17 protein-coding genes and 1 pseudogene are annotated in these 18,459 nt (G+C 68.7%); 10 read left to right on the top strand and 8 right to left on the bottom strand.

Annotated features, from left to right (window positions below):
* The first annotated feature begins 64 nt into the window (after positions 1–64).
* The 4 genes from pyrF to ACF8O7_RS13735 all read left to right on the top strand — a co-directional run bounded on the left by pyrF (position 65) and on the right by ACF8O7_RS13735 (position 3,942).
* Complete coding sequence (pyrF, locus tag ACF8O7_RS13750; protein ID WP_016449352.1) at positions 65–892, top strand: orotidine-5'-phosphate decarboxylase; 828 nt, start codon at positions 65–67, stop codon at positions 890–892.
* A 20-nt stretch (positions 893–912) separates the two neighbouring features.
* The gene (locus ACF8O7_RS13745; RefSeq protein ID WP_017407708.1) at positions 913–1,818 is read left to right on the top strand and encodes a LysR family transcriptional regulator; all 906 of its coding nucleotides are present in this window, start codon (positions 913–915) and stop codon (positions 1,816–1,818) included.
* A 155-nt stretch (positions 1,819–1,973) separates the two neighbouring features.
* Positions 1,974–2,957: a tripartite tricarboxylate transporter substrate binding protein gene (locus ACF8O7_RS13740; RefSeq protein WP_034366202.1), complete on the top strand. Its 984-nt coding sequence runs from the start codon at positions 1,974–1,976 to the stop codon at positions 2,955–2,957.
* A 7-nt stretch (positions 2,958–2,964) separates the two neighbouring features.
* Positions 2,965–3,942: a succinylglutamate desuccinylase/aspartoacylase family protein gene (locus tag ACF8O7_RS13735; protein WP_016454260.1), complete on the top strand. Its 978-nt coding sequence runs from the start codon at positions 2,965–2,967 to the stop codon at positions 3,940–3,942.
* A 21-nt stretch (positions 3,943–3,963) separates the two neighbouring features.
* On the opposite strand, the gene ACF8O7_RS13730 is transcribed toward ACF8O7_RS13735, so the two are convergent.
* The gene (locus ACF8O7_RS13730) at positions 3,964–5,118 is read right to left on the bottom strand and encodes an FAD-binding oxidoreductase (RefSeq protein WP_126311106.1); all 1,155 of its coding nucleotides are present in this window, start codon (positions 5,116–5,118) and stop codon (positions 3,964–3,966) included.
* Between the two features lie 8 nt (positions 5,119–5,126).
* Complete coding sequence (gene uvrA / locus ACF8O7_RS13725; RefSeq protein WP_016449348.1) at positions 5,127–8,234, bottom strand: excinuclease ABC subunit UvrA; 3,108 nt, start codon at positions 8,232–8,234, stop codon at positions 5,127–5,129.
* A 273-nt stretch (positions 8,235–8,507) separates the two neighbouring features.
* Between uvrA and ACF8O7_RS13720 the strand changes: the two genes are divergently transcribed.
* The 6 genes from ACF8O7_RS13720 (at position 8,508) to ACF8O7_RS13695 (ending at position 14,174) form a co-directional block, all read left to right on the top strand.
* Entirely contained in the window at positions 8,508–9,683 is a 1,176-nt protein-coding gene (locus ACF8O7_RS13720) for an MFS transporter (protein WP_126311336.1), read from the top strand.
* A gap of 159 nt (positions 9,684–9,842) precedes the next feature.
* Positions 9,843–10,409: a single-stranded DNA-binding protein gene (gene ssb, locus ACF8O7_RS13715; protein ID WP_016449346.1), complete on the top strand. Its 567-nt coding sequence runs from the start codon at positions 9,843–9,845 to the stop codon at positions 10,407–10,409.
* An 86-nt stretch (positions 10,410–10,495) separates the two neighbouring features.
* Positions 10,496–10,993: a hypothetical protein gene (locus ACF8O7_RS13710; RefSeq protein ID WP_392443541.1), complete on the top strand. Its 498-nt coding sequence runs from the start codon at positions 10,496–10,498 to the stop codon at positions 10,991–10,993.
* Between the two features lie 326 nt (positions 10,994–11,319).
* A complete protein-coding gene (locus ACF8O7_RS13705; RefSeq protein ID WP_392443539.1) occupies positions 11,320–12,774 on the top strand; it encodes a SulP family inorganic anion transporter in 1,455 nt (484 codons plus the stop codon).
* A 396-nt stretch (positions 12,775–13,170) separates the two neighbouring features.
* A complete protein-coding gene (locus ACF8O7_RS13700) occupies positions 13,171–13,479 on the top strand; it encodes a hypothetical protein (protein WP_392443537.1) in 309 nt (102 codons plus the stop codon).
* Between the two features lie 2 nt (positions 13,480–13,481).
* Positions 13,482–14,174 (top strand): hypothetical protein, encoded by a 693-nt coding sequence (locus ACF8O7_RS13695; RefSeq protein WP_392443535.1) that lies wholly within the window; start codon positions 13,482–13,484, stop codon positions 14,172–14,174.
* Positions 14,175–14,207: 33 nt separating this feature from the next.
* Here ACF8O7_RS13695 and paaE read toward each other — a convergent pair whose 3' ends face one another.
* From paaE to ACF8O7_RS13665, 6 genes and pseudogenes are all read right to left on the bottom strand, one after another.
* Positions 14,208–15,305 (bottom strand): 1,2-phenylacetyl-CoA epoxidase subunit PaaE, encoded by a 1,098-nt coding sequence (gene paaE / locus ACF8O7_RS13690; protein ID WP_016449341.1) that lies wholly within the window; start codon positions 15,303–15,305, stop codon positions 14,208–14,210.
* Positions 15,302–15,871: a 1,2-phenylacetyl-CoA epoxidase subunit PaaD gene (gene paaD, locus ACF8O7_RS13685; protein WP_047218903.1), complete on the bottom strand. Its 570-nt coding sequence runs from the start codon at positions 15,869–15,871 to the stop codon at positions 15,302–15,304. The genes paaE and paaD overlap by 4 nt, the downstream gene beginning before the upstream one ends.
* Positions 15,871–16,653: a 1,2-phenylacetyl-CoA epoxidase subunit PaaC gene (gene paaC, locus ACF8O7_RS13680; RefSeq protein WP_047218902.1), complete on the bottom strand. Its 783-nt coding sequence runs from the start codon at positions 16,651–16,653 to the stop codon at positions 15,871–15,873. The genes paaD and paaC overlap by 1 nt, the downstream gene beginning before the upstream one ends.
* 13 nt (positions 16,654–16,666) lie before the next feature.
* Complete coding sequence (gene paaB / locus ACF8O7_RS13675; protein WP_013804631.1) at positions 16,667–16,972, bottom strand: 1,2-phenylacetyl-CoA epoxidase subunit PaaB; 306 nt, start codon at positions 16,970–16,972, stop codon at positions 16,667–16,669.
* Positions 16,969–17,991 carry a 1,2-phenylacetyl-CoA epoxidase subunit PaaA gene (paaA, locus tag ACF8O7_RS13670; RefSeq protein ID WP_012202742.1) on the bottom strand — a complete coding sequence of 341 codons (1,023 nt, stop codon included), beginning with the start codon at positions 17,989–17,991 and terminating at the stop codon, positions 16,969–16,971. The genes paaB and paaA overlap by 4 nt, the downstream gene beginning before the upstream one ends.
* A 45-nt stretch (positions 17,992–18,036) precedes the next feature.
* A pseudogene (locus tag ACF8O7_RS13665) lies at positions 18,037–18,459 on the bottom strand (phenylacetate--CoA ligase); the annotation flags it as partial.

Genomic DNA, 18,459 nt, shown 5'->3' with positions numbered 1-18,459 from the left:
CGCCAAACCCGCTGGATGCCCGGCGACAGGCCCCGGGAAGGGCCGATCGCTAAAATCGCGCCCCATGACCTTTCTCGACATGCTGCGCAATGCCACCGCCCAGAACCAATCCATGCTGTGCGTGGGCCTGGACCCCGAACCCAGCCGCTTTCCTGCGGCCATGCGCGGCGATGCAAGCAAAATCTACGAATTCTGCGCCGCCATCGTCGAGGCCACGGCCGACCTGGTGAACTCCTTCAAGCCCCAGATCGCCTACTTCGCGGCCCACCGCGCCGAAGACCAGCTGGAAAAGCTCATGGCCCACATGCGCGCCGTCGCGCCCCATGTGCCCATCATCCTGGACGCCAAGCGCGGCGACATCGGGTCCACCGCCGAGCAGTACGCCAAGGAAGCCTTCGAGCGCTATGGCGCCGACGCCGTGACCCTGTCGCCCTTCATGGGCTTCGACTCCATCACGCCCTACCTGCAGTACGAGGGCAAGGGCGCCTTCCTGCTGTGCCGCACCTCCAACCCCGGCGGCGACGACCTGCAGGCCCAGCGCCTGGCCGACCTGCCGGGCCAGCCCCACCTGTTCGAGCATGTGGCGCGCCTGGCGCAAGGCCCCTGGAACACCAACGGCCAGCTCGGCCTGGTGGTGGGCGCCACGCGCCCGCAGGAGATCGAGCGCGTGCGTGAATTCGCGCCCTCGCTGCCGCTGCTGATTCCCGGCGTGGGCGCCCAGGGGGGCGATGCCGTGGCCACGGTCAAGGCGGCGCGCATCGGCGGCGGCCCCATCATCATCAATTCCTCGCGTGCGGTGCTCTATGCATCGCAGGGCGACGACTTCGCTGCCGCCGCGCGCACCGCCGCCCAGGCCACGCGCCAGACGCTGCAAGACGCAGCCGCCGCCTGAGACGGCAGGGAAGCCCGGCCATGCAAGGCAAATGGCTGGAAGACTTCCTGCTGCTGGCCCAGGAGCGCAGCTTCACGCGCGCGGCCGAGCTGCGCCATGTCACCCATCCGGCCTTCGGGCGGCGCATCCGCGCGCTGGAGGCCTGGGCCGGCACGCCCCTGGTCGAGCCCGGCGGCGGCCCCGTGCGGCTGACGCCGGCCGGTGAAGCCTTCCGCGACACGGCCGAGCAACTGGTGCGCACGCTGGCCCAGTCGCACGATGAACTGCAGGCCGTGGCCGGGCGCCAGGCCCGCGTGATCACCCTGGCCACGGGGCGCACGCTGGCGCGCACCATCGTGGCCGACTGGCTGACGCGCCACGGCAGCGTGCTGCAGACGGCCGAGCTGCGCGTGGTCACGCGCACGCTGGACGAGACCGTGGCCATGCTGCAGCGCGGCGAAGTCAGCTTCACGCTGGTCTACCACCACGCCGCCATTGGCGTGCGCCTGGACGGCCGCCAGTTCAGCTACCTGACGGTGATGCAGGACAGGCTGGTGCCCGTGGCCCGCGCCGATGCCCGGGGCCGCCCGCTGTACGAGCTGTCGGCCAGCCACCAGCCCGTTGCTCCCGTGCCCTACCTCGCCTTCTCCCACAGCATGGCCCTGGGCCGGCTGGTGGAAGACCACCTGGCCCGGCATCCGCTGGCGCCGCGCCTGCGCCGCTGCGTGGACTGCGACTCGGCCGACGCCCACTACGAATACGTGCTGCGCGGCCTGGGCCTGGCCTGGATGCCGTGGTCCATGGTGCGCGGCGACTGCCAAGCCGGCCGCCTGGCCGTGGCCGGCGACCCGGGCCTGGAAGTGCACTTCGACGTGCGCCTGTACCGTCCCAAGCGCCACCTGGGCCCCGCGGCCGAGCAGTTCTGGAGCGACATCACGGGCGCCTGACGGGTGCATGCATGCGCCCTCCTGGTGCAAACCCGCACCGCGCTGTGGAACAAGCGGGTTTTGGTGCTGCAATGGCTCCGCCTCGTGCCGAATCAGCACCAAATGCCTTGGTAGTCCTTCGCACAATCAATCCCATACATTTCAGGAATAACCCCATGCCCAGCAACTCCCTCCTGCGCCGCACCGCCCTGGCCTGCGGCCTGCTGATCGCCGCCACCGGCAGCGCCTTGGCCGACGACGCCGCCAGCTACCCCAACCGCGCCATCACCATGATCGTGGGCTACCCCGCCGGCGGCAGCACCGACCTGGTGGGCCGCTTCGTGGCCGATGGCCTGGCCTCGCGCCTGGGCCAGCCCGTGGTGGTGGAAAACCTGGGCGGCGCAGGCGGCGCCATCGGCGCGCAAAAGGCCGTCAAGGCCACGCCCGACGGCTACACGCTGTTCGTGGGTGCCAACAACGAGCTGGCCATCGCCCGGCTGATCAACAAGAGCATCAAGTACTCCATCGGCGACTTCACGCCCATCGGCATGATCGGCTCCCAGCCCATGGTGCTGGTGGCCTCGCAGAAGGCCGGCGTGAAGACAGCCGCAGAGTTCAGCGCCCTGGTGGCCAAGAACCCGGGCAAGTTCAGCTACGGCAGCTCGGGCGTGGGCACGGCACTGCACCTGGCCGGCGAGATGGTCAAGGAGCAGGGCAAGCTGCACATGACCCACATCCCCTACCGTGGCGTGGCGCCCCTGACCACGGACCTGGTGGGCAACAACATCGAGTTCGGCATGTTCGTGCTGTCCTCGGGACTGCCCCAGATCCGCGCGGGCAAGGTCATCGCCCTGGGCACGACGGAGGCCAAGCGCTCGGCCATCACGCCCGACATCCCGGCCCTGTCCGAGCTGCCCCAGTACAAGAACGTGGACATCAACGTCTGGTTCGCGCTGATGGCACCCAAGGGCCTGCCCGCACCCGTGGCCGCCAAGGTCAAGAAGGCGCTGGACGAGACCATGGCCTCGCCCGAGTTCCGCAAGAAGATGGAAGAGTCGGGCTCGGTCGTGGCCGATCCCAAGACCGATGCCGGCAAGTACATCAACGCCGAGATCGCCAAGTACACCAAGATCGTCCAATTTGCCCACATCGAGAACTGAGCCAGCCATGGACGCTTTGCGATTTGACCTTCCCCTGCCCGACCTGAGCGCCTGGCGCGCAGGCAATACCGGTACCGAGGGCGTGTGGCAATTCGACTCGGGACGCCCGGGCCGCCACGTGATGATTTCCGCGCTGGTGCACGGCAACGAGATCTGCGGCGCCTGGGCCGTGTCCGGGCTGCTTCAGGCCCTGCACAACGGCCTGGCGCTGGACAACGGCCGCCTGACCCTGGTGCTGGCCAACCTCGATGCCTTCGACCGCTTCGACGCGGCCAGCCACGATGCCTCGCGCTTCGTGGACGAGGACATGAACCGCCAGTGGATAGACGCACGCATCGACGAGGGCAGCACCCGCGAACGCCGCCGCGCCGCCGCGCTGCGCCCCTTCGTGCAGCAGGCCGACTGGCTGCTGGACCTGCATTCCATGCACGAGCCCTCGGCCCCGCTGCTGCTGACCGGCATGCAGCCGCGCAACCGCGATCTGGCACGCCAGATGGGCGCGCCGGCGAACATCGTCGTGGATGCCGGTCACAAGGACGGCACGCGGCTGCGCGACTACGGGCGCTTCGGCCTGCCCGACGCCGAGGCCGGCGACTCGCGCTCGCTGCTGATCGAATGCGGCTTCCATGGCGATCTGGCCAGCCGCGACGTGGCACACGACCAATGCCTGCGTTTCCTCGAAGTGGCCGCCATCTTCGACAACGGCGCGCTGCACGCCGCCCTGCCCGGCTGGAAGCAGGCCGACGCACCGGCCCAGTGGGCTCTGGAAGTCACGGCGCCCGTGGTGGCCAAGAGCAGCGGCTTTCGCTTCACGGCGCCGTTCACGGGGCTGGAGCGCTTCGAGAAGGCCGGCACGGTGATCGGCGACAACGATGGCGAGCCGGTGATCACGCCCTATGGCGACTGCGTGCTGGTCATGCCCTCGGTGCGCCAGGCGCGCGCGGGCGTGACCGTGGTGCGCTTTGCGCGGCGCTCGCCGCTCTGAGCGGCACGCTTCAACCGAACCTCAGCCGCGCTGGCAGCGCGCAGGCGACAGCCGTTCAGGCTGCACGCCCTGCGCGGCCAGGCGCGCATCCGGCGGCTCGCCGCGCAGCAGGTTGCGCGCCAGCAGGCTGTAGCCGAAGGCGCTCTGTATGCCGTAGCCGCCCTGGGCGGCCACCCAGAAAAAGCCCGGCAGCGGCGCAGGCGAGGCATCCCAGCCCACGGCCATCTCGCCATCGGCCACAAAGCTGCGCAGCCCGGCCCAGGTGTGGGAGGGGCGGCGGATCTGCAGCGTGGTCACTTCCTCGATGCGCCAGATGCCCGTGGCCACGTCCAGCTCCTCGGGCGCCACGTCCTGCGGCGCCACGGGGTCGGCGTTGGCGGGCGAGCCCAGCAGCTGGCCTGCATCGGGCTTGAAGTAAAAGCCCTCGTCGGCGCTGATCACGGCGGGCCAGTGCGCGGCGTCCATGCCGTCGGGCACGGCAAAGGTGAAGGCACTGCGCCGCTTGGGCACCAGGCCGATGGGCGCTGCGCCCGCCAGTGCGCCCAGCGCATCGGCCCAGGCGCCGGCCGCGTTGACCACGCAGCGCGCGCGCACCTGGCTGCCGTCGGCCAGGTCCACGGTCCAGACACCTGCGGCATGCGCCAGCGCACGGACCTCGGCGCTGCAGCGCAGCTCGCCGCCGCACTGGCGCAGGCCGCGCAGGAATCCCTGGTGCAGGCCATGCACGTCGATGTCGCGCGCGCCGTCGTCCGCAAAGCCATCGACCAGCAGCGTGGTGTTCAGGCAGGGCACCAGGGCCTTGAGTTCATCGGGGCCCAGGCGCCGCGCCTGGGGCGAGTGCAGGAGCGCCTCGGCATGGGCGGCATCGAGCAGGTCCTTCTGCGCGGCCGTGCCCACATAGAGCACGCCGCGCGGCGCCAGGATGGGCGCCTGCACAAAGCCCTGCGGCGGCTGCTCGTAGAAGGCGCGGCTGGCGCGCGTCAGCGCCTGGACTTGCAGCGGGCCATAGTGCTCCTCATACAGCGCGGCCGAGCGGCCCGTGCTGTGGTAGCCGGGCTGGGATTCGCGCTCCAGCACCAGCACCGAGGCGCCGCCATCGCGCGCCAGCTGCCAGGCCACCGAGGCACCGGCCATGCCCGCGCCCACCACCACGAAATCAAGGATGCTGCTGTCCATGGCCGGCCTCACTGTGCTTTCCGGCGACCAGCCTTGGCCGCTGCAGGAGCCGACACCGACGCTGCCTCCAGATAGGGCCGCAGGTAGCGCCCCGTATGGCTGGCCGGGTTGGCCGCCACGTCCTCGGGCGTGCCCGTGGCCACCACCTGGCCGCCGCCCGAGCCGCCTTCGGGGCCCATGTCGATGATCCAGTCGGCCGTCTTGATCACGTCCAGGTTGTGTTCGATGACCACGATGGTGTTGCCCGCATCGCGCAGCTGCTGCAGCACCTTGAGCAGCAGGGCGATGTCGGCGAAGTGCAGGCCCGTCGTGGGCTCGTCCAGGATGTAGAGCGTGCGCCCCGTGTCGCGCTTGGACAGCTCCTGGGCCAGCTTGACGCGCTGCGCCTCGCCGCCCGACAGCGTGGTCGCGCTCTGGCCCAGCCGGATATAGGACAGGCCCACGTCCAGCAGGGTCTGCAGCTTGCGGGCGATGGTGGGCACGTCCTTGAAGAAGGCATGGGCGTCCTCCACCGTCATCTCCAGGATCTGGGAGATGTTGCGGCCCTTCCACTGCACCTCCAGCGTCTCTCGGTTGTAGCGCTGGCCGTTGCAGATGTCGCAGGGCACGTAGACATCGGGCAGGAAGTGCATCTCCACCTTGACCACGCCGTCGCCCTGGCAGGCCTCGCAGCGGCCGCCGGCCACGTTGAAGGAGAAGCGCCCGGGGCCGTAGCCGCGCTCCTTGGCGGTGTTGGTCTCGGCCATCAGGTCGCGGATGGGCGTGAACAGGCCCGTGTAGGTGGCCGGGTTGCTGCGCGGCGTGCGGCCTATGGGCGACTGGTCCACATTGATGACCTTGTCGAAATAGCCCATGCCGATGATGTCGTCGTGCGGCGCGGCCTCGCCGCCGGCACGGTGGATCTGGCGCGCGGCCTCGGTATAGAGCGTGTCGTTGACCAGGGTGCTCTTGCCCGAGCCCGAGACGCCGGTCACGCAGGTCAGCAGGCCCACGGGAAAGTCCGCCGTCACGCCCTTGAGGTTGTGGCCGCGTGCCCCCACCACGCGCAGGGCCTGCAGTTGCGGCGCAGCCGCACCGGCCTCGGCCGGATGCTGGCCCGTGCGTGCGGGGAAGCCCTTGGCAGGAGACCGGACCTCGCCCTCGGCCGGCGCCTCGACCACGGGCTGCCAGGGCGTGCGCCGCGCAGGCACTTCGATGCGCTGGGTGCCCGCCAGGTAGCGGCCCGTGGGCGAATCGGGGTTGGCGCGCACCTCTTCGTAGCTGCCCTGGGCCATGACGCGGCCGCCATGCACGCCCGCGCCCGGCCCCAGGTCGATGATCTGGTCGGCCGCGCGCATCATGTCCTCGTCGTGCTCGACCACGATGACGCTGTTGCCGATGTCGCGCAGGTGCTGCAGCGTGCCGATGAGCTTGTCGTTGTCGCGCTGGTGCAGTCCGATGCTGGGCTCGTCCAGCACATACATCACGCCCGTCAGGCCGCTGCCGATCTGGCTGGCCAGGCGGATGCGCTGGGCCTCGCCGCCGGACAGCGTGTCGGCCCCGCGCTCCAGGCTCAGGTAGCTCAGGCCCACGTCGTTGAGGAACAGCAGGCGCGAGGCGATCTCGCGCACCACCTTGCCCGCGATCTCGGCCTTGGCGCCCGACAGCTGCAGGGACGCGCACCAAGCATGGGCCTCGGCCAGCGTGGCATGGCCCACCTCGTAGATGGCGCGGGCCTGCTCGCCCTCGCCGATGCGCACGAAGCGCGCCTCGCGGCGCAGCCGCGTGCCGCCGCAGTCGGGACAGACGGCGACGCTGCGCAGCCGCGCCAGGTCGTCGCGCACCACGCTGGACTCGGTCTCGCGCCAGCGCCGCGTGATGTTGGGGATGATGCCCTCGAAGGGATGGCTCTTGACCAGGGTCTCGCCCTTGCGCGCACCGCTGTCGAAGACATAGGTGAAGGGCATTTCCTCCTCGCCCGAGCCCCACAGCATCACGTTGCGCACCTTCTCGGGCAGCTCCTCGAAGGGCAGCTCCACATCGGCGCCATAGTGGCGCGCCACGCTCTCCAGCATGGAGAAGTAGTAGCCGTTGCGCCGGTCCCAGCCCTTGACGGCGCCGCTGGCCAGGCTCAGCGTGGGAAAGGCCACCACGCGCTCGGGATCGAAGGACTCCGTGCAGCCCAGGCCATCGCAGCCCGGGCAGGCGCCCATGGGCGAGTTGAACGAGAACAGGCGCGGCTCCAGCTCGGGCAGCGAATAGCTGCACAGCGGGCAGGCGAACTTGGCGCTGAAGAGGTGTTCCTTGCCGCTGTCCATCTCCAGGGCGATCACGCGGCCGCCGGCGTCGGCGCCGCCCGCGCGCAGGGCGGCCTCGAAGCTCTCGGCCAGGCGCTGCTGGGCGTCGGCGCGCACCTTGAGGCGGTCGATCACCACGTCGATGTCGTGGCGCTCGTTCTTCTCCAGCGCGGGCAGGGAATGGGACTCGTGGATCTTGCCGTCGATGCGAAAGCGCACATAGCCCTGGGCCTGCATCTGCGCGAACAGCTCGGCGAACTCGCCCTTCTTGTTGCGCGCCAGCGGCCCCAGCACCATGAGGCGCGTGTCCTCGGGCAGGGCCAGGGCCGCATCCACCATCTGGCTGATGGTCTGGGACTGCAGCGGCAGGTTGTGGTCGGGGCAGTAGGGCGTGCCGGCGCGTGCGAACAGCAGGCGCAGGTAGTCGTTGATCTCGGTCACCGTGCCCACGGTGGAGCGCGGGTTGTGGCTGGTGGCCTTCTGCTCGATGCTGATGGCGGGCGACAGGCCCTCGATCAGGTCCACATCGGGCTTGTCCAGCCGCCCCAGGAACTGGCGCGCATAGGCCGACAGGCTCTCCACATAGCGGCGCTGGCCCTCGGCGTACAGGGTGTCGAAGGCCAGGCTGGACTTGCCCGAGCCCGACAGCCCGGTGATCACCACCAGCCGGTTGCGCGGAATGTCCAGGTCGATGTTCTTGAGGTTGTGCGTGCGCGCACCGCGGATGGCGATGCGTGACTGCGCCAGCGCCTGGCCGAGGTAGCGGCCGTCGGGCTGGGAGCGGGAGTCGGCGGCCCGGTCCAGGCCGCCGTCTTCGGAAATCGTGTGGGAACCAGGCATCGGGAAAACCCCTGCGAAGGCGAACCCGCCATGATAGGTCAGAACCCGTGCCACCGCATGGCGGCTCGGTCTGCGGGGCGGCTGGGCCTTCTGTGGCGCCCCTTCACAAAACTGTCTTGCACTGCCTTGCATAACCCAGCCACCCCGCAGCGCCGGCCTATGGGCGAGAATGGCGGATTGCTTGCCCCCACAACAGTGCACCCCGTGCTCGATTCCCCCACACCCGTCCACGGCGCCCAGGCGCCAGCCCCCTCCTCGGCCGCATCGGGCCGCATGACCTCGCAGGAACGCCGATCCAGCGCCAGCCTGGCGCTGATCTTTGCGCTGCGCATGCTGGGCCTGTTCCTGGTGCTGCCGGTGTTCGCGCTGGAGGCGCGCAAATACCCGGGCGGGGATGATCCGGCCATGATCGGCCTGGCCATGGGCCTGTACGGGCTCACCCAGGCCGTGTTCCAGCTGCCCCTGGGCCTGGCTTCGGACCGGTTCGGGCGCAAGCGCGTCATCGTCGCCGGGCTGCTGGTCTTTGCGGCGGGCAGCCTGCTGGCGGCCACGGCCGACTCACTGCTGGGCCTGATGTGGGGCCGGGGCCTGCAGGGCGCAGGCGCCGTCTCGGCCGCCGTGACCGCGCTGCTGGCCGACCTCACGCGCGACAGCGTGCGCACCAAGGCCATGGCCATGGTGGGCGGCAGCATCGGCCTCATGTTCGCGCTGGCCCTGGTGCTCAGCCCCCTGCTGGCGGCCTGGGGCGGGCTACCCGGCATCTTCGGCCTGACCTGCGCCCTGGCGCTGGCGGGCATTGCCGTCGTGCTCTGGGTCGTCCCGCCCGAGCCCGCGCGCCACGCCGACCAGCCGCGCGGCCGCATGGCCGAGCTGTGGCGCCACGGCGACCTGGTGCGGCTGAACCTGGGCGTGTTCGTGCTGCACACCGTGCAGATGTCCATGTGGGTGGCCGTGCCCGTCATGCTGGTGCAGGCGGGCCTGGACAAGCAGGCGCACTGGCATGTCTACCTGCCGGCCGTGGTGCTGTCCTTCGCCGCCATGGGCGGCCTGTTCGCCATGGAGCGGCGCGGGCGCCTGCGCGCGGCCCTGCTGGGCGCCATCGCCCTGATCACCCTCGTGCAGATCGGCCTGGGCCTGCTGGCGGCCGGCGGCACGCAGCCGCCGCTGTGGGCCATGGCCGTGCTGATGTTTGTGTTCTTCTGCGGCTTCAACGCGCTGGAGGCCACCCAGCCCAGCCTGGTCTCTCGCATGGCCCCGGCCCCGCTGCGCGGCGCGGCGCTGGGCGCCTACAACACGCTGCAATCGCTGGGCCTGTTCGCAGGCGGCGCGCTGGGCGGCGCCGTCGCCAAATGGGCCGGCATGCCGGGCCTGTTCACCCTGACGAGCGTCCTGGCCGTGCTGTGGCTGGTCGTTACCTGGCCGCTGCGCCCCGTGGGCCGCCACGGCTGAACGGCAGTTTTCCGACGGTTACAAACTGCTGCAGCCAGCCGCTGCACCGGCATATCCGCCCCCTGCCAACGGCGGACGGCTTGCGGCACAATGGCGCGTCTGGCCCGGGATCCATCCTTCTATGCCCGGGCCACTTCTCTCTGTAAAGGTATTTCACTCATGGCATCCGTCAACAAGGTCATCATCGTCGGCAACCTCGGGCGCGACCCCGAAATGCGCACCTTCCCGAGTGGCGACCAGGTGGCCAACGTGACCATCGCCACCACCGACCGCTGGCGCGACAAGAACACGGGCGAGAACAAGGAAGCCACCGAGTGGCACCGCGTGGTCTTCAACGGCCGCCTGGCCGAAATCGTGGGCCAGTACCTGCGCAAGGGCAGCCAGGTCTATGTCGAAGGCAGCCTGCGCACGCGCAAGTGGACCGACCAGGCCTCCGGCCAGGAACGCTACGCCACCGAAATCCGCGCCGACACCATGCAGATGCTGGGCAGCCGCCAAGGCGGCGGCGGTGGCCAGCAAGGCGGCGGCTATGGCGATGAAGGCTATGGCGACAGCGGCTACGACGCCCCTCCCCAGCAGCAACAGCGCCGCCCGGCCCCTGCCCCCATGGCAGCGCCCGCACCGCGCCAGGCCCCTGCCCAGCGCCCCGCTCCCGCACCCATGGCACCCCCGCCCCAGCGCGCGGCCTCGGGCTTTGACGACATGGATGACGACATTCCGTTCTGATTCGGACCATCAAGGTTCTTGAGCATCCAGACCCGCTTTCCCCGGAAAGCGGGTTTTGTTTTTCCAGGCGCCCGACGACAAATCCCATGCCCCTGCCGCGTGCCAGAACCCTGTTGTGGAGTCTTGTCCTGTGCCTGCCGCTGGCCGTGTTCGGCTGGCTGGCTGCAGCCCTCTGCCTGATCTCGCAAGAGGACTACACGCCCGAGCCCGGCAGCTTCACCTACTACATCGGCATCTCGTCCCTGGTGCGCCATGCGCCGCTGGTGGGCGCGCTGGGCAAGGCGGAGTACTTCGGCACCGTGGGCGACGGCAACAAGCCGCCACACGACCTGATGTCCTATGACGTGGAGTTCGCAAGCATTGGCCCCGCCACGCACGCCTTCGATGCCTACCTGCTCGGCAAAGGCTATTCCCGGAGTGCGGACGACGAAACGCCCGGCCCCTCCTATGGCATGGGGCGGCGCGTTCGCCATGCCAGGTACACGGCGTCTTCGGGCCAAGTCGTCTACGTGGAAGTGGTGCAGGCCTCGTCGGACGAGCAAGGCCCTGTGCGCTACCGCGCCACCATGGCGCACTACGACTGATTGCGGCCAGGGGCCCATCCCGCGGCAGGCAGCACCCCCTCGTACAATCGCGCCCGTGATTTCAGTCCACCGGCACCCTCAACCCGAGGCTCGCCAAGCGCGCAGCCGCGATGCCGCACGCCTTCACAGCTTCACGCTGGCCCGCATCGCGCGCGGCTCGCAGAGCCGGCGCTCGGGCTGCACCCGCCTGGCGCCGCCGTAGCACGGTCGAACCGTACAAGCCGCCAGGTTGTTTCGGGCATCGCCCGACGCCCGGCATGTTCATTCCCGTCTACAAAATCCTGCCCCGCCCTGCCACACCCAGCGCGGCGGGGCTGGCCATTTCCATGTCGAAGCATCCCCATCCCTTTCGCGCCGAGTGGGCGCCCAGCATTCCGCGCGAGCTCATGGCCGGCGCCGTGGCCACCTTTGCGCTGATCCCCGAGGTCATCGCCTTCTCCTTCGTGGCCGGGGTCGATCCCGCCGTCGGGCTGTTCGCCTCCTTCATCATCAGCATCGTCATCGCCTTCACGGGCGCGCGCCCGGCCATGGTGTCGGCGGCTGCGGGCTCGGTCGCCCTGGTGGCCGCTCCGCTGGTGCATGCCCATGGCGTGCAGTATCTTTTTGCGGCCGGCATTCTTGCGGGGGCCGTGCAGATCCTGTTCGGCCTGCTGCGCCTGGGCGTGCTGATGCGCTATGTGTCGGGCTCGGTGCGCACGGGCTTCGTCAATGCGCTGGCCATCCTGATCTTCTCGGCCCAGATGCCGCACCTGATCGGCGCCAATGCCGCCACCTGGGCCATGGTGGGCGCCGGCCTGCTGATCATCTACGGCCTGCCCCGGCTGACCACGGCCGTGCCCTCGCCCCTGGTCTGCATCGTGGTGCTGACGGTGGCGGCGCATTGGCTGGACCTGCCCCTGAAGACGGTGGCCGACCTGGGCCTGCTGCCGGACGGCCTGCCCAGCTTCGGGCTGCCGCAGGTGCCGTGGTCGCTGGAGACGCTGCGCCTGATCGCCCTGCCCGCGCTGGCGATCGCCATGGTGGGATTGCTGGAGTCCATGATGACGGCCAGCGTGGTCGATGAGCTCACGGACACGCCCAGCTCCAAGAACCGCGAGTGCAGCGGCATCGGCGTGGCCAACATCGCGGCCAGCCTGTTCGGCGGCATCGCGGGCTGCGCCATGATCGGCCAGACCGTGGGCAATGTGCGCTACGGCGGCCGCGGCCGGCTGTCCACGCTGTTCGCGGGCGCCTTCCTGCTCATCCTGATGGTGCTGCTCAAGCCCTGGGTGTCGCAGGTGCCGGTGGCGGCGCTGGTGGCCATCATGGTGATGGTGTCGGCCTCCACGCTGGACTGGGGATCGGCCCGCGCCCTGCTCAGGCACCCCAAGCTGTCCAGCGCCGTGATGCTGGCCACCGTGGTGGTCACCGTCGCCACGGACAACCTGGCCGCCGGCGTGGGCGTCGGCGTGCTGCTCAGCGGGGTGTTCTTCACCTTCAAGGTCTCAAGGCTGCTGTCCGTCGAGAAGACGCAGGACGATGCAGGCCTGACCTACCGCGTCTCGGGCCAGGTCTTCTTTGCCTCGGCCGACCTGCTGGTCGATGCCTTCGACGTGCGGGACATCGAAGGCCGGCCGGTGCGCATCGAACTGACCAACGCCCATTTCTGGGACATCACGGCCGTCAATGCGCTGGACAAGGTCTGCCAGCGCCTGCGCAAGCACGGCAGCACGGTCGAGGTGACGGGCCTGAACGAACACGGCCGGGCACTGGTGTCGCGGCTGGATATCGGCATCGAGTAGGAAACCTGCCCCGGGCATTGTTTTCCAGCGCTGGCAGACCGCTTGCTTTCCTGGGGCAGGCGCGGTCTGCTCTTTCGCAAAGAGAAATCCGTCAAATATCGAATGGGTCATTCAGAAAATTCTCTATTTCAAAGAGTTACTCTTTTGAAATAAAGATTTCAGCCCGCTCATTTAGGATCTGGACCGCTGCCACCTCCCCGAACCCGTTCCATCTCTTCCATGCGACTCAGATCCGTTATCTTGGGCCTTGTCCTCCTGGTCTTTGTCGCATCCGCATCCTGGTTGGCCGTGTATGGGTTTCTCATCTCCCAGGAGGACTACTCGCCTGAGCGGGGATCGCTCAGATATTACGTAGGCATCTCTTCCCTGATACGCAATGCGCCAGCGACAAGGACGATGGCGCAGCCCACCTACTTCGGCTCCGTCGGTGATGGCAACAAGCCACCGCAGTCCGAGATGACCTTCGAGACCAGCGCCAAGGACATCACCGAGGCCACTGCGGCCCTCACCAGCTACCTGCGCCAGAAGGATTTCCACCAGAGATCCATCGATGCCGGAAATGCCGCCGCATCGCTTGTCCCCGAGGGAGAGCGCCTTGTCCAATACGCGCAATACGCGTCGTCGGCCGGCGAAGTTGCCGTACTGGCGGTCACCCAGGCAATCGCAACAGGCCTGTGCAAGGTCACGCTCACCCATTACGACTGAACATGTCCAGCAGATCCCACATACCCCGAAGACTCATCTATACCTGCAACTGCGGATGGATTGACCTGGGCCACCTCCAATCGGTCGAGAGCCATCGCAATCGCTACGCCAGTGCGGCCTATCTCTGGAAAGACATACTGCATGAGCGCGGCATCGGGATTCCCGGTCACTCCGACAGCCATCTGATTCAATACAAGCAATCCATGGGGCGCTTTGGCCTGACCCAGGAATTTGCCAAGTTCTATTTCGTCAAGAAAGGCCTGTCTCTTTCAGCGAAGCGCTCCGTGGCCCTGGCCATATTCATGGAGGTTTCCATGGGCTTCGAGAGCCTGCAGGCATCCATGTCGCTCCTCACAGACAGTGGATTCAGCCAGGAAGACCTCGTTTCCAACCTGATTGGCTTCTACATGGTCGTGCACGGGGCACTGGACTGGAAGAACCTGTGCAGGCCGGTTTCCACCGAGGCATCGCTGGCCGTCTGGGATGCCAACGGTCCCGTGGGAAGCCATAAAAACAAAGTCTTCCAGCCGCAGTTCCACGCCTGCGAGGAATGCAAGAGCAAGCACAATGTGCAGCTGCCCCGCTTTCCTTCCGCGTTTCAGTCCATACAGCCCGCATCCAAGGGTCTGCACTTCATCGAAGCATCTGATGGACTGCCAGTGCCAAAGCACATGCTTTCGACACTGTTTCCCTGAGTCTTCCTGCCCTGCGCCAGAACGCAGGCGCCCTCAACGCTCATCGAACGACAGCACCACCCGCTCGGTCAGCGGATGCGCCTGGCAGGTCAGGACAAAGCCGCAGGCGACCTCGTTCTTGTCGAGGGCGAAGTTGCGCTCCATGCGCACTTCGCCCTCGACCACCTTGGCGCGGCAGGTGCCGCAGACGCCCGAGGTGCAGGAATAAGGCACTTCCAGCCCGGCCGAGGAGGCCGCGTCCAGGATGCTGGCCTGGCCGCGCGTGAAGGGGATCTCGCGCGAGAGGCCGTCGCGCACCAGGGTGATGCGGGCGGTGGCGGCGTCGCCGGGCTGGGCCTCGTGCACCACGGCGCCCACCGTGCCCTGGCCTGCGGCCGGCAGGGCCACGCCGAAGCGCTCGATGTGGATGCGCTCCTCGGGCACGCCGGCGGCCAGCAGAGCGGCCTCGGCCTCGTCGTTCATCTGGAAGGGTCCGCAGATGTAGACATGGTCGATGTGCGCGGCCGGCACCACGCCCTGCAGGAATTCGGCGATCTTGGCTCGGTCCATCACGCCCATGTTCAGCGGCAGGTCGGTGTGCTCGTCCGAGAACACATGCTGCAGCGACAGCCGCGACATGTAGCGGTTCTTTAGGTCCTCGATCTCCTCCTTGAACATGGTGGACTGCAGTTGGCGGTTGCCGTAGATCAGCGTGAAGCGGCTGGCGGGCTCGCGCGCCAGCACGGTCTTCATGATGGACAGGATGGGCGTGATGCCGCTGCCGCCGGCGATGCCCACATGGTGGCGCGCGGCCCCGGGCTCGATGGGCACGAAGAAGCGGCCCTGGGGCGCCATGACCTGCAGCGTGTCGCCGGGGCGCAGATGCTCGTTGATCCAGTTGGAGAACTGGCCGCCGCGCACCTTGCGCACGCCCACGCGCAGCTCGCCGTCATCCACGCCTGCGCAGATGGAGTAGCTGCGGCGCAGGTCCTGGCCGTCGATCTGGTGGCGCAGGGTGAGGTACTGGCCCTGGGTGAACCCGAAGACCTCGCGCAGCGCGGGCGGCACGTCGAAGGAGACGACCACGGCCTCGGCCGTGTCGGGCGCAATGCTGCGCACGCGCAGCGGGTGGAACATCGTGGTCGTGGTCATATCGGCTTGAAGTGTTCGAAGGGTTCGCGGCAGTCCAGGCAGCGGTGCAGGGCCTTGCAGGCCGTGGCGCCAAAGGCCGAAAGCCGCTCGGTGTGCACGCTGCCGCAGTGCGGGCAGGCAACGGGCTCGGGCACGGCAATGCCCTGGCGGCGGCGCACCAGGCGGATGGGCGAAGTGCCCTCCGGCAGGCCGGCGTCGCCACAGCGCCCGGGGGGCGCGATGCCGTATTCGCGCAGCTTGCGCCGGCCGTCGTCGCTGATCCAGTCCGTGGTCCAGGCGGGGGCGCGGCGCAGCACGGCGCGCGCGGGGCCCAGGCCTGCGGCCTCGATGGCATCGAGCACGCTGCGCTCTATGACCTCGGTGGCCGGGCAGCCCGAGTAGGTGGGCGTGAGCACGATCTCCATGCCCTGGCCTTCGGGCAGGGCATGGACCTCGCGCACGATGCCCAGCTCGCAGACCGAGATCACGGGCACCTCGGGATCGGGCACGTCCTGCAGCGCGGCCCAGGCCAGGCGCTCGCGCTCGGCCGAGGCGGATGTGACGGCCACAAGCCGTGCGGCAGCCATCACCACACCCCGCCCGGATAGGCGCGCTGCAGGTGCTGCATCTCGGCCAGGATGAAGCCCATGTGCTCGCTGTGCACGCCGTTGCGGCCCGTACTGCGGAAGGCGGATTCGGCCGGCATGTCCAGCGTGGCCTCCTGCAGCAGGGCGGCCATTTCGGCCTGCCAGGGCTCGCGCAGCTCGGACCAGGCCGGGCCCAGGCCGCTGGCGCGCGCGGCAGCGTCCGTGGCGTCGTCGGTGAACAGCTCGGCCGCATAGCGCCACAGCTGGGCCAGCGCCGCCTCCATGCGCTGGCGCGATTCCTCGGTGCCGTCGCCCAGGCGCACCACCCAGTCGCCCGCGTGCTGCTCGTGGTAGCGCGCCTCCTTGAGCGCCTTGGCGGCGATGGCGGCCAGCTCGGCGTCGCTGGAGTGCACCAGGCGCTCCCACATCAGGCGCAGCCAGGTGGCGGCCATGGCGTTGCGCAGCACGGTGAAGGCGAAGTCGCCGCGCGGCAGCTCGGCCAGCGTGGCGTTGAAGTAGTCGCGCTCGTCGCGCAGAAAGGCGAGCTGGTCCTCGTCGTGCGCGCGGCCTTCGAGCTGGCCGGCGCGCGTGAGCAGCGCACGCGCCTGGCCGACCAGGTCCAGCGCCATGTTGGTCATGGCGATGTCCTCTTCGAGGATGGGCGCGTGGCCGCACCACTGGCCCAGGCGCTGGGCCAGGATCAGGCAGGTATCGCCCAGGCGCAGCAGGTATTGCACCTCGGGCCGGGCGTCGATGGAGATGGAGGAGGCGGAGGCGTTCATGGCAGCTCCCCGCTCACATGTGGTCCACCGAGGGGGGCAGCTGGTAGAAGGTCGGATGGCGGTAGACCTTGTCCTGGGCCGGGTCGAAGAACATGTCCTTGTCGCCGGGGTCGCTGGCCACGATCTGGTCCGAGCGCACCACCCAGACGCTCACGCCCTCCTGGCGCCGCGTGTAGACATCGCGCGCCATCTGCAGCGCCATCTGCGGGTCGGCCGCATGCAGGCTGCCGCAGTGCTTGTGGTCCAGGCCGGCCTTGCTGCGGACGAAGACTTCCCACAGCGGCCATTCGTTGGTGATGTTCTGTTCGGCGGTGGTCATGCGGCCTCCTTGCGGGTCTGGTTTCTCTGTGTCTGCTTGCGGGCATGGGCCAGGGCGGCCTCGCGCACCCAGGCGCCTTCGTCCCAGGCCTTGACGCGTGCGCCCAGGCGCTCGCGGTTGCAGGGGCCGTCTCCGGCGATCACGCGCCAGAACTCGTCCCAGTCGATGGGGCCATGGTCATGGGCCTGGCGGGCCTCGTTCCATTTCAGGTCGGGATCGGGCAGGGTGACGCCCAGCACCTTGGCCTGGTCCACCGTGGCGTCGATGAACTTCTGGCGCAGCGCGTCGTTGGAGATGCGCTTGATGCCCCAGCGCATGGACTGCGCGCTGTTGGGCGACTGGTCGTCGGGCGGGCCGAACATCATGATGGACGGCCACCACCAGCGGTTGACGGCGTCCTGCACCATGGCCTTCTGCGCCTCGGTGCCCTGCTGCATCATGGTCAGCAGCGCCTCGTAGCCCTGGCGCTGGTGAAAGCTCTCCTCGCGGCAGATACGCACCATGGCACGCGCATAGGGTGCATAGGAGCAGCGGCAGATGGGCACCTGGTTCATGATGGCCGCGCCATCCACCAGCCAGCCGATGGTGCCCATGTCGGCCCAGGTCAGCGTGGGGTAGTTGAAGATGGAGCTGTACTTGGCCTTGCCCGTGTGCAGCGCGTGCAGCATCTGGTCGCGGCTGCTGCCCAGCGTCTCGGCGGCGGCGTAGAGGTACAGGCCATGGCCGCCCTCGTCCTGCACCTTGGCCAGCAGGATGGCCTTGCGCTTGAGCGTGGGCGCGCGGCTGATCCAGTTGCCCTCGGGCAGCATGCCGACGATCTCGCTGTGCGCGTGCTGGCTGATCTGGCGCAGCAGCGTCTTGCGGTAGTTGTCGGGCATCCAGTCCTTGGCCTCGATGAATTCGCCGGCATCGATGCGCTCGTCAAAGCGCTGCTGCAGGCGCATTTCGTCGGCCGAGCGCACGGCCTTGCCGCCATCGCCCGCTTCCTTGCCCATGGTGTCCATGGCCTGGGTGTACATGTGCGATCTCCTTGAATGAAATGGTTGACGACGGCCGGCGGTGCCTCAGCGCGGCCGCCTGTCGTACACGCGCCGGGCCTTGCCGGTCTGCGTGCGCTCGATGGTGTCGGGATCGAAGACGCGCACCGCCGTGGAAATGCCCACCAGGGTCTTGATGCGCTGCTGCACCCACTGCGCGATCTCGCCGCGCTCGGCATCGCCCAGGCCGCGCCGCTGCGGCTGCAGCTCGCAGTGCACCTCGACGGTGTCCAGCAGGCCTTCACGGCTGATGTGCATCTGGTACAGGCCCGTGAGGCTGGCATTGGCCAGCACGATTTCCTCGATCTGGGTAGGAAAGACGTTGACGCCGCGGATGATCATCATGTCGTCGCTGCGCCCCACGATCTTGCCCATGCGCCGGAAGCTGCGCGAGGTCGGCGCCAGCAGCCGCGTCAGGTCCCGCGTGCGGTATCGCACGATGGGCATGGC

The sequence above is a fragment of the Delftia sp. WSY_16 genome (assembly GCF_043104415.1).
In the GTDB taxonomy this organism is placed as follows: Bacteria; Pseudomonadota; Gammaproteobacteria; order Burkholderiales; family Burkholderiaceae_C; genus Comamonas; species Comamonas tsuruhatensis.
The sequence above is the reverse complement of the archived record's forward strand: the minus strand, read 5'-3'. Positions and strand labels throughout refer to the sequence as shown.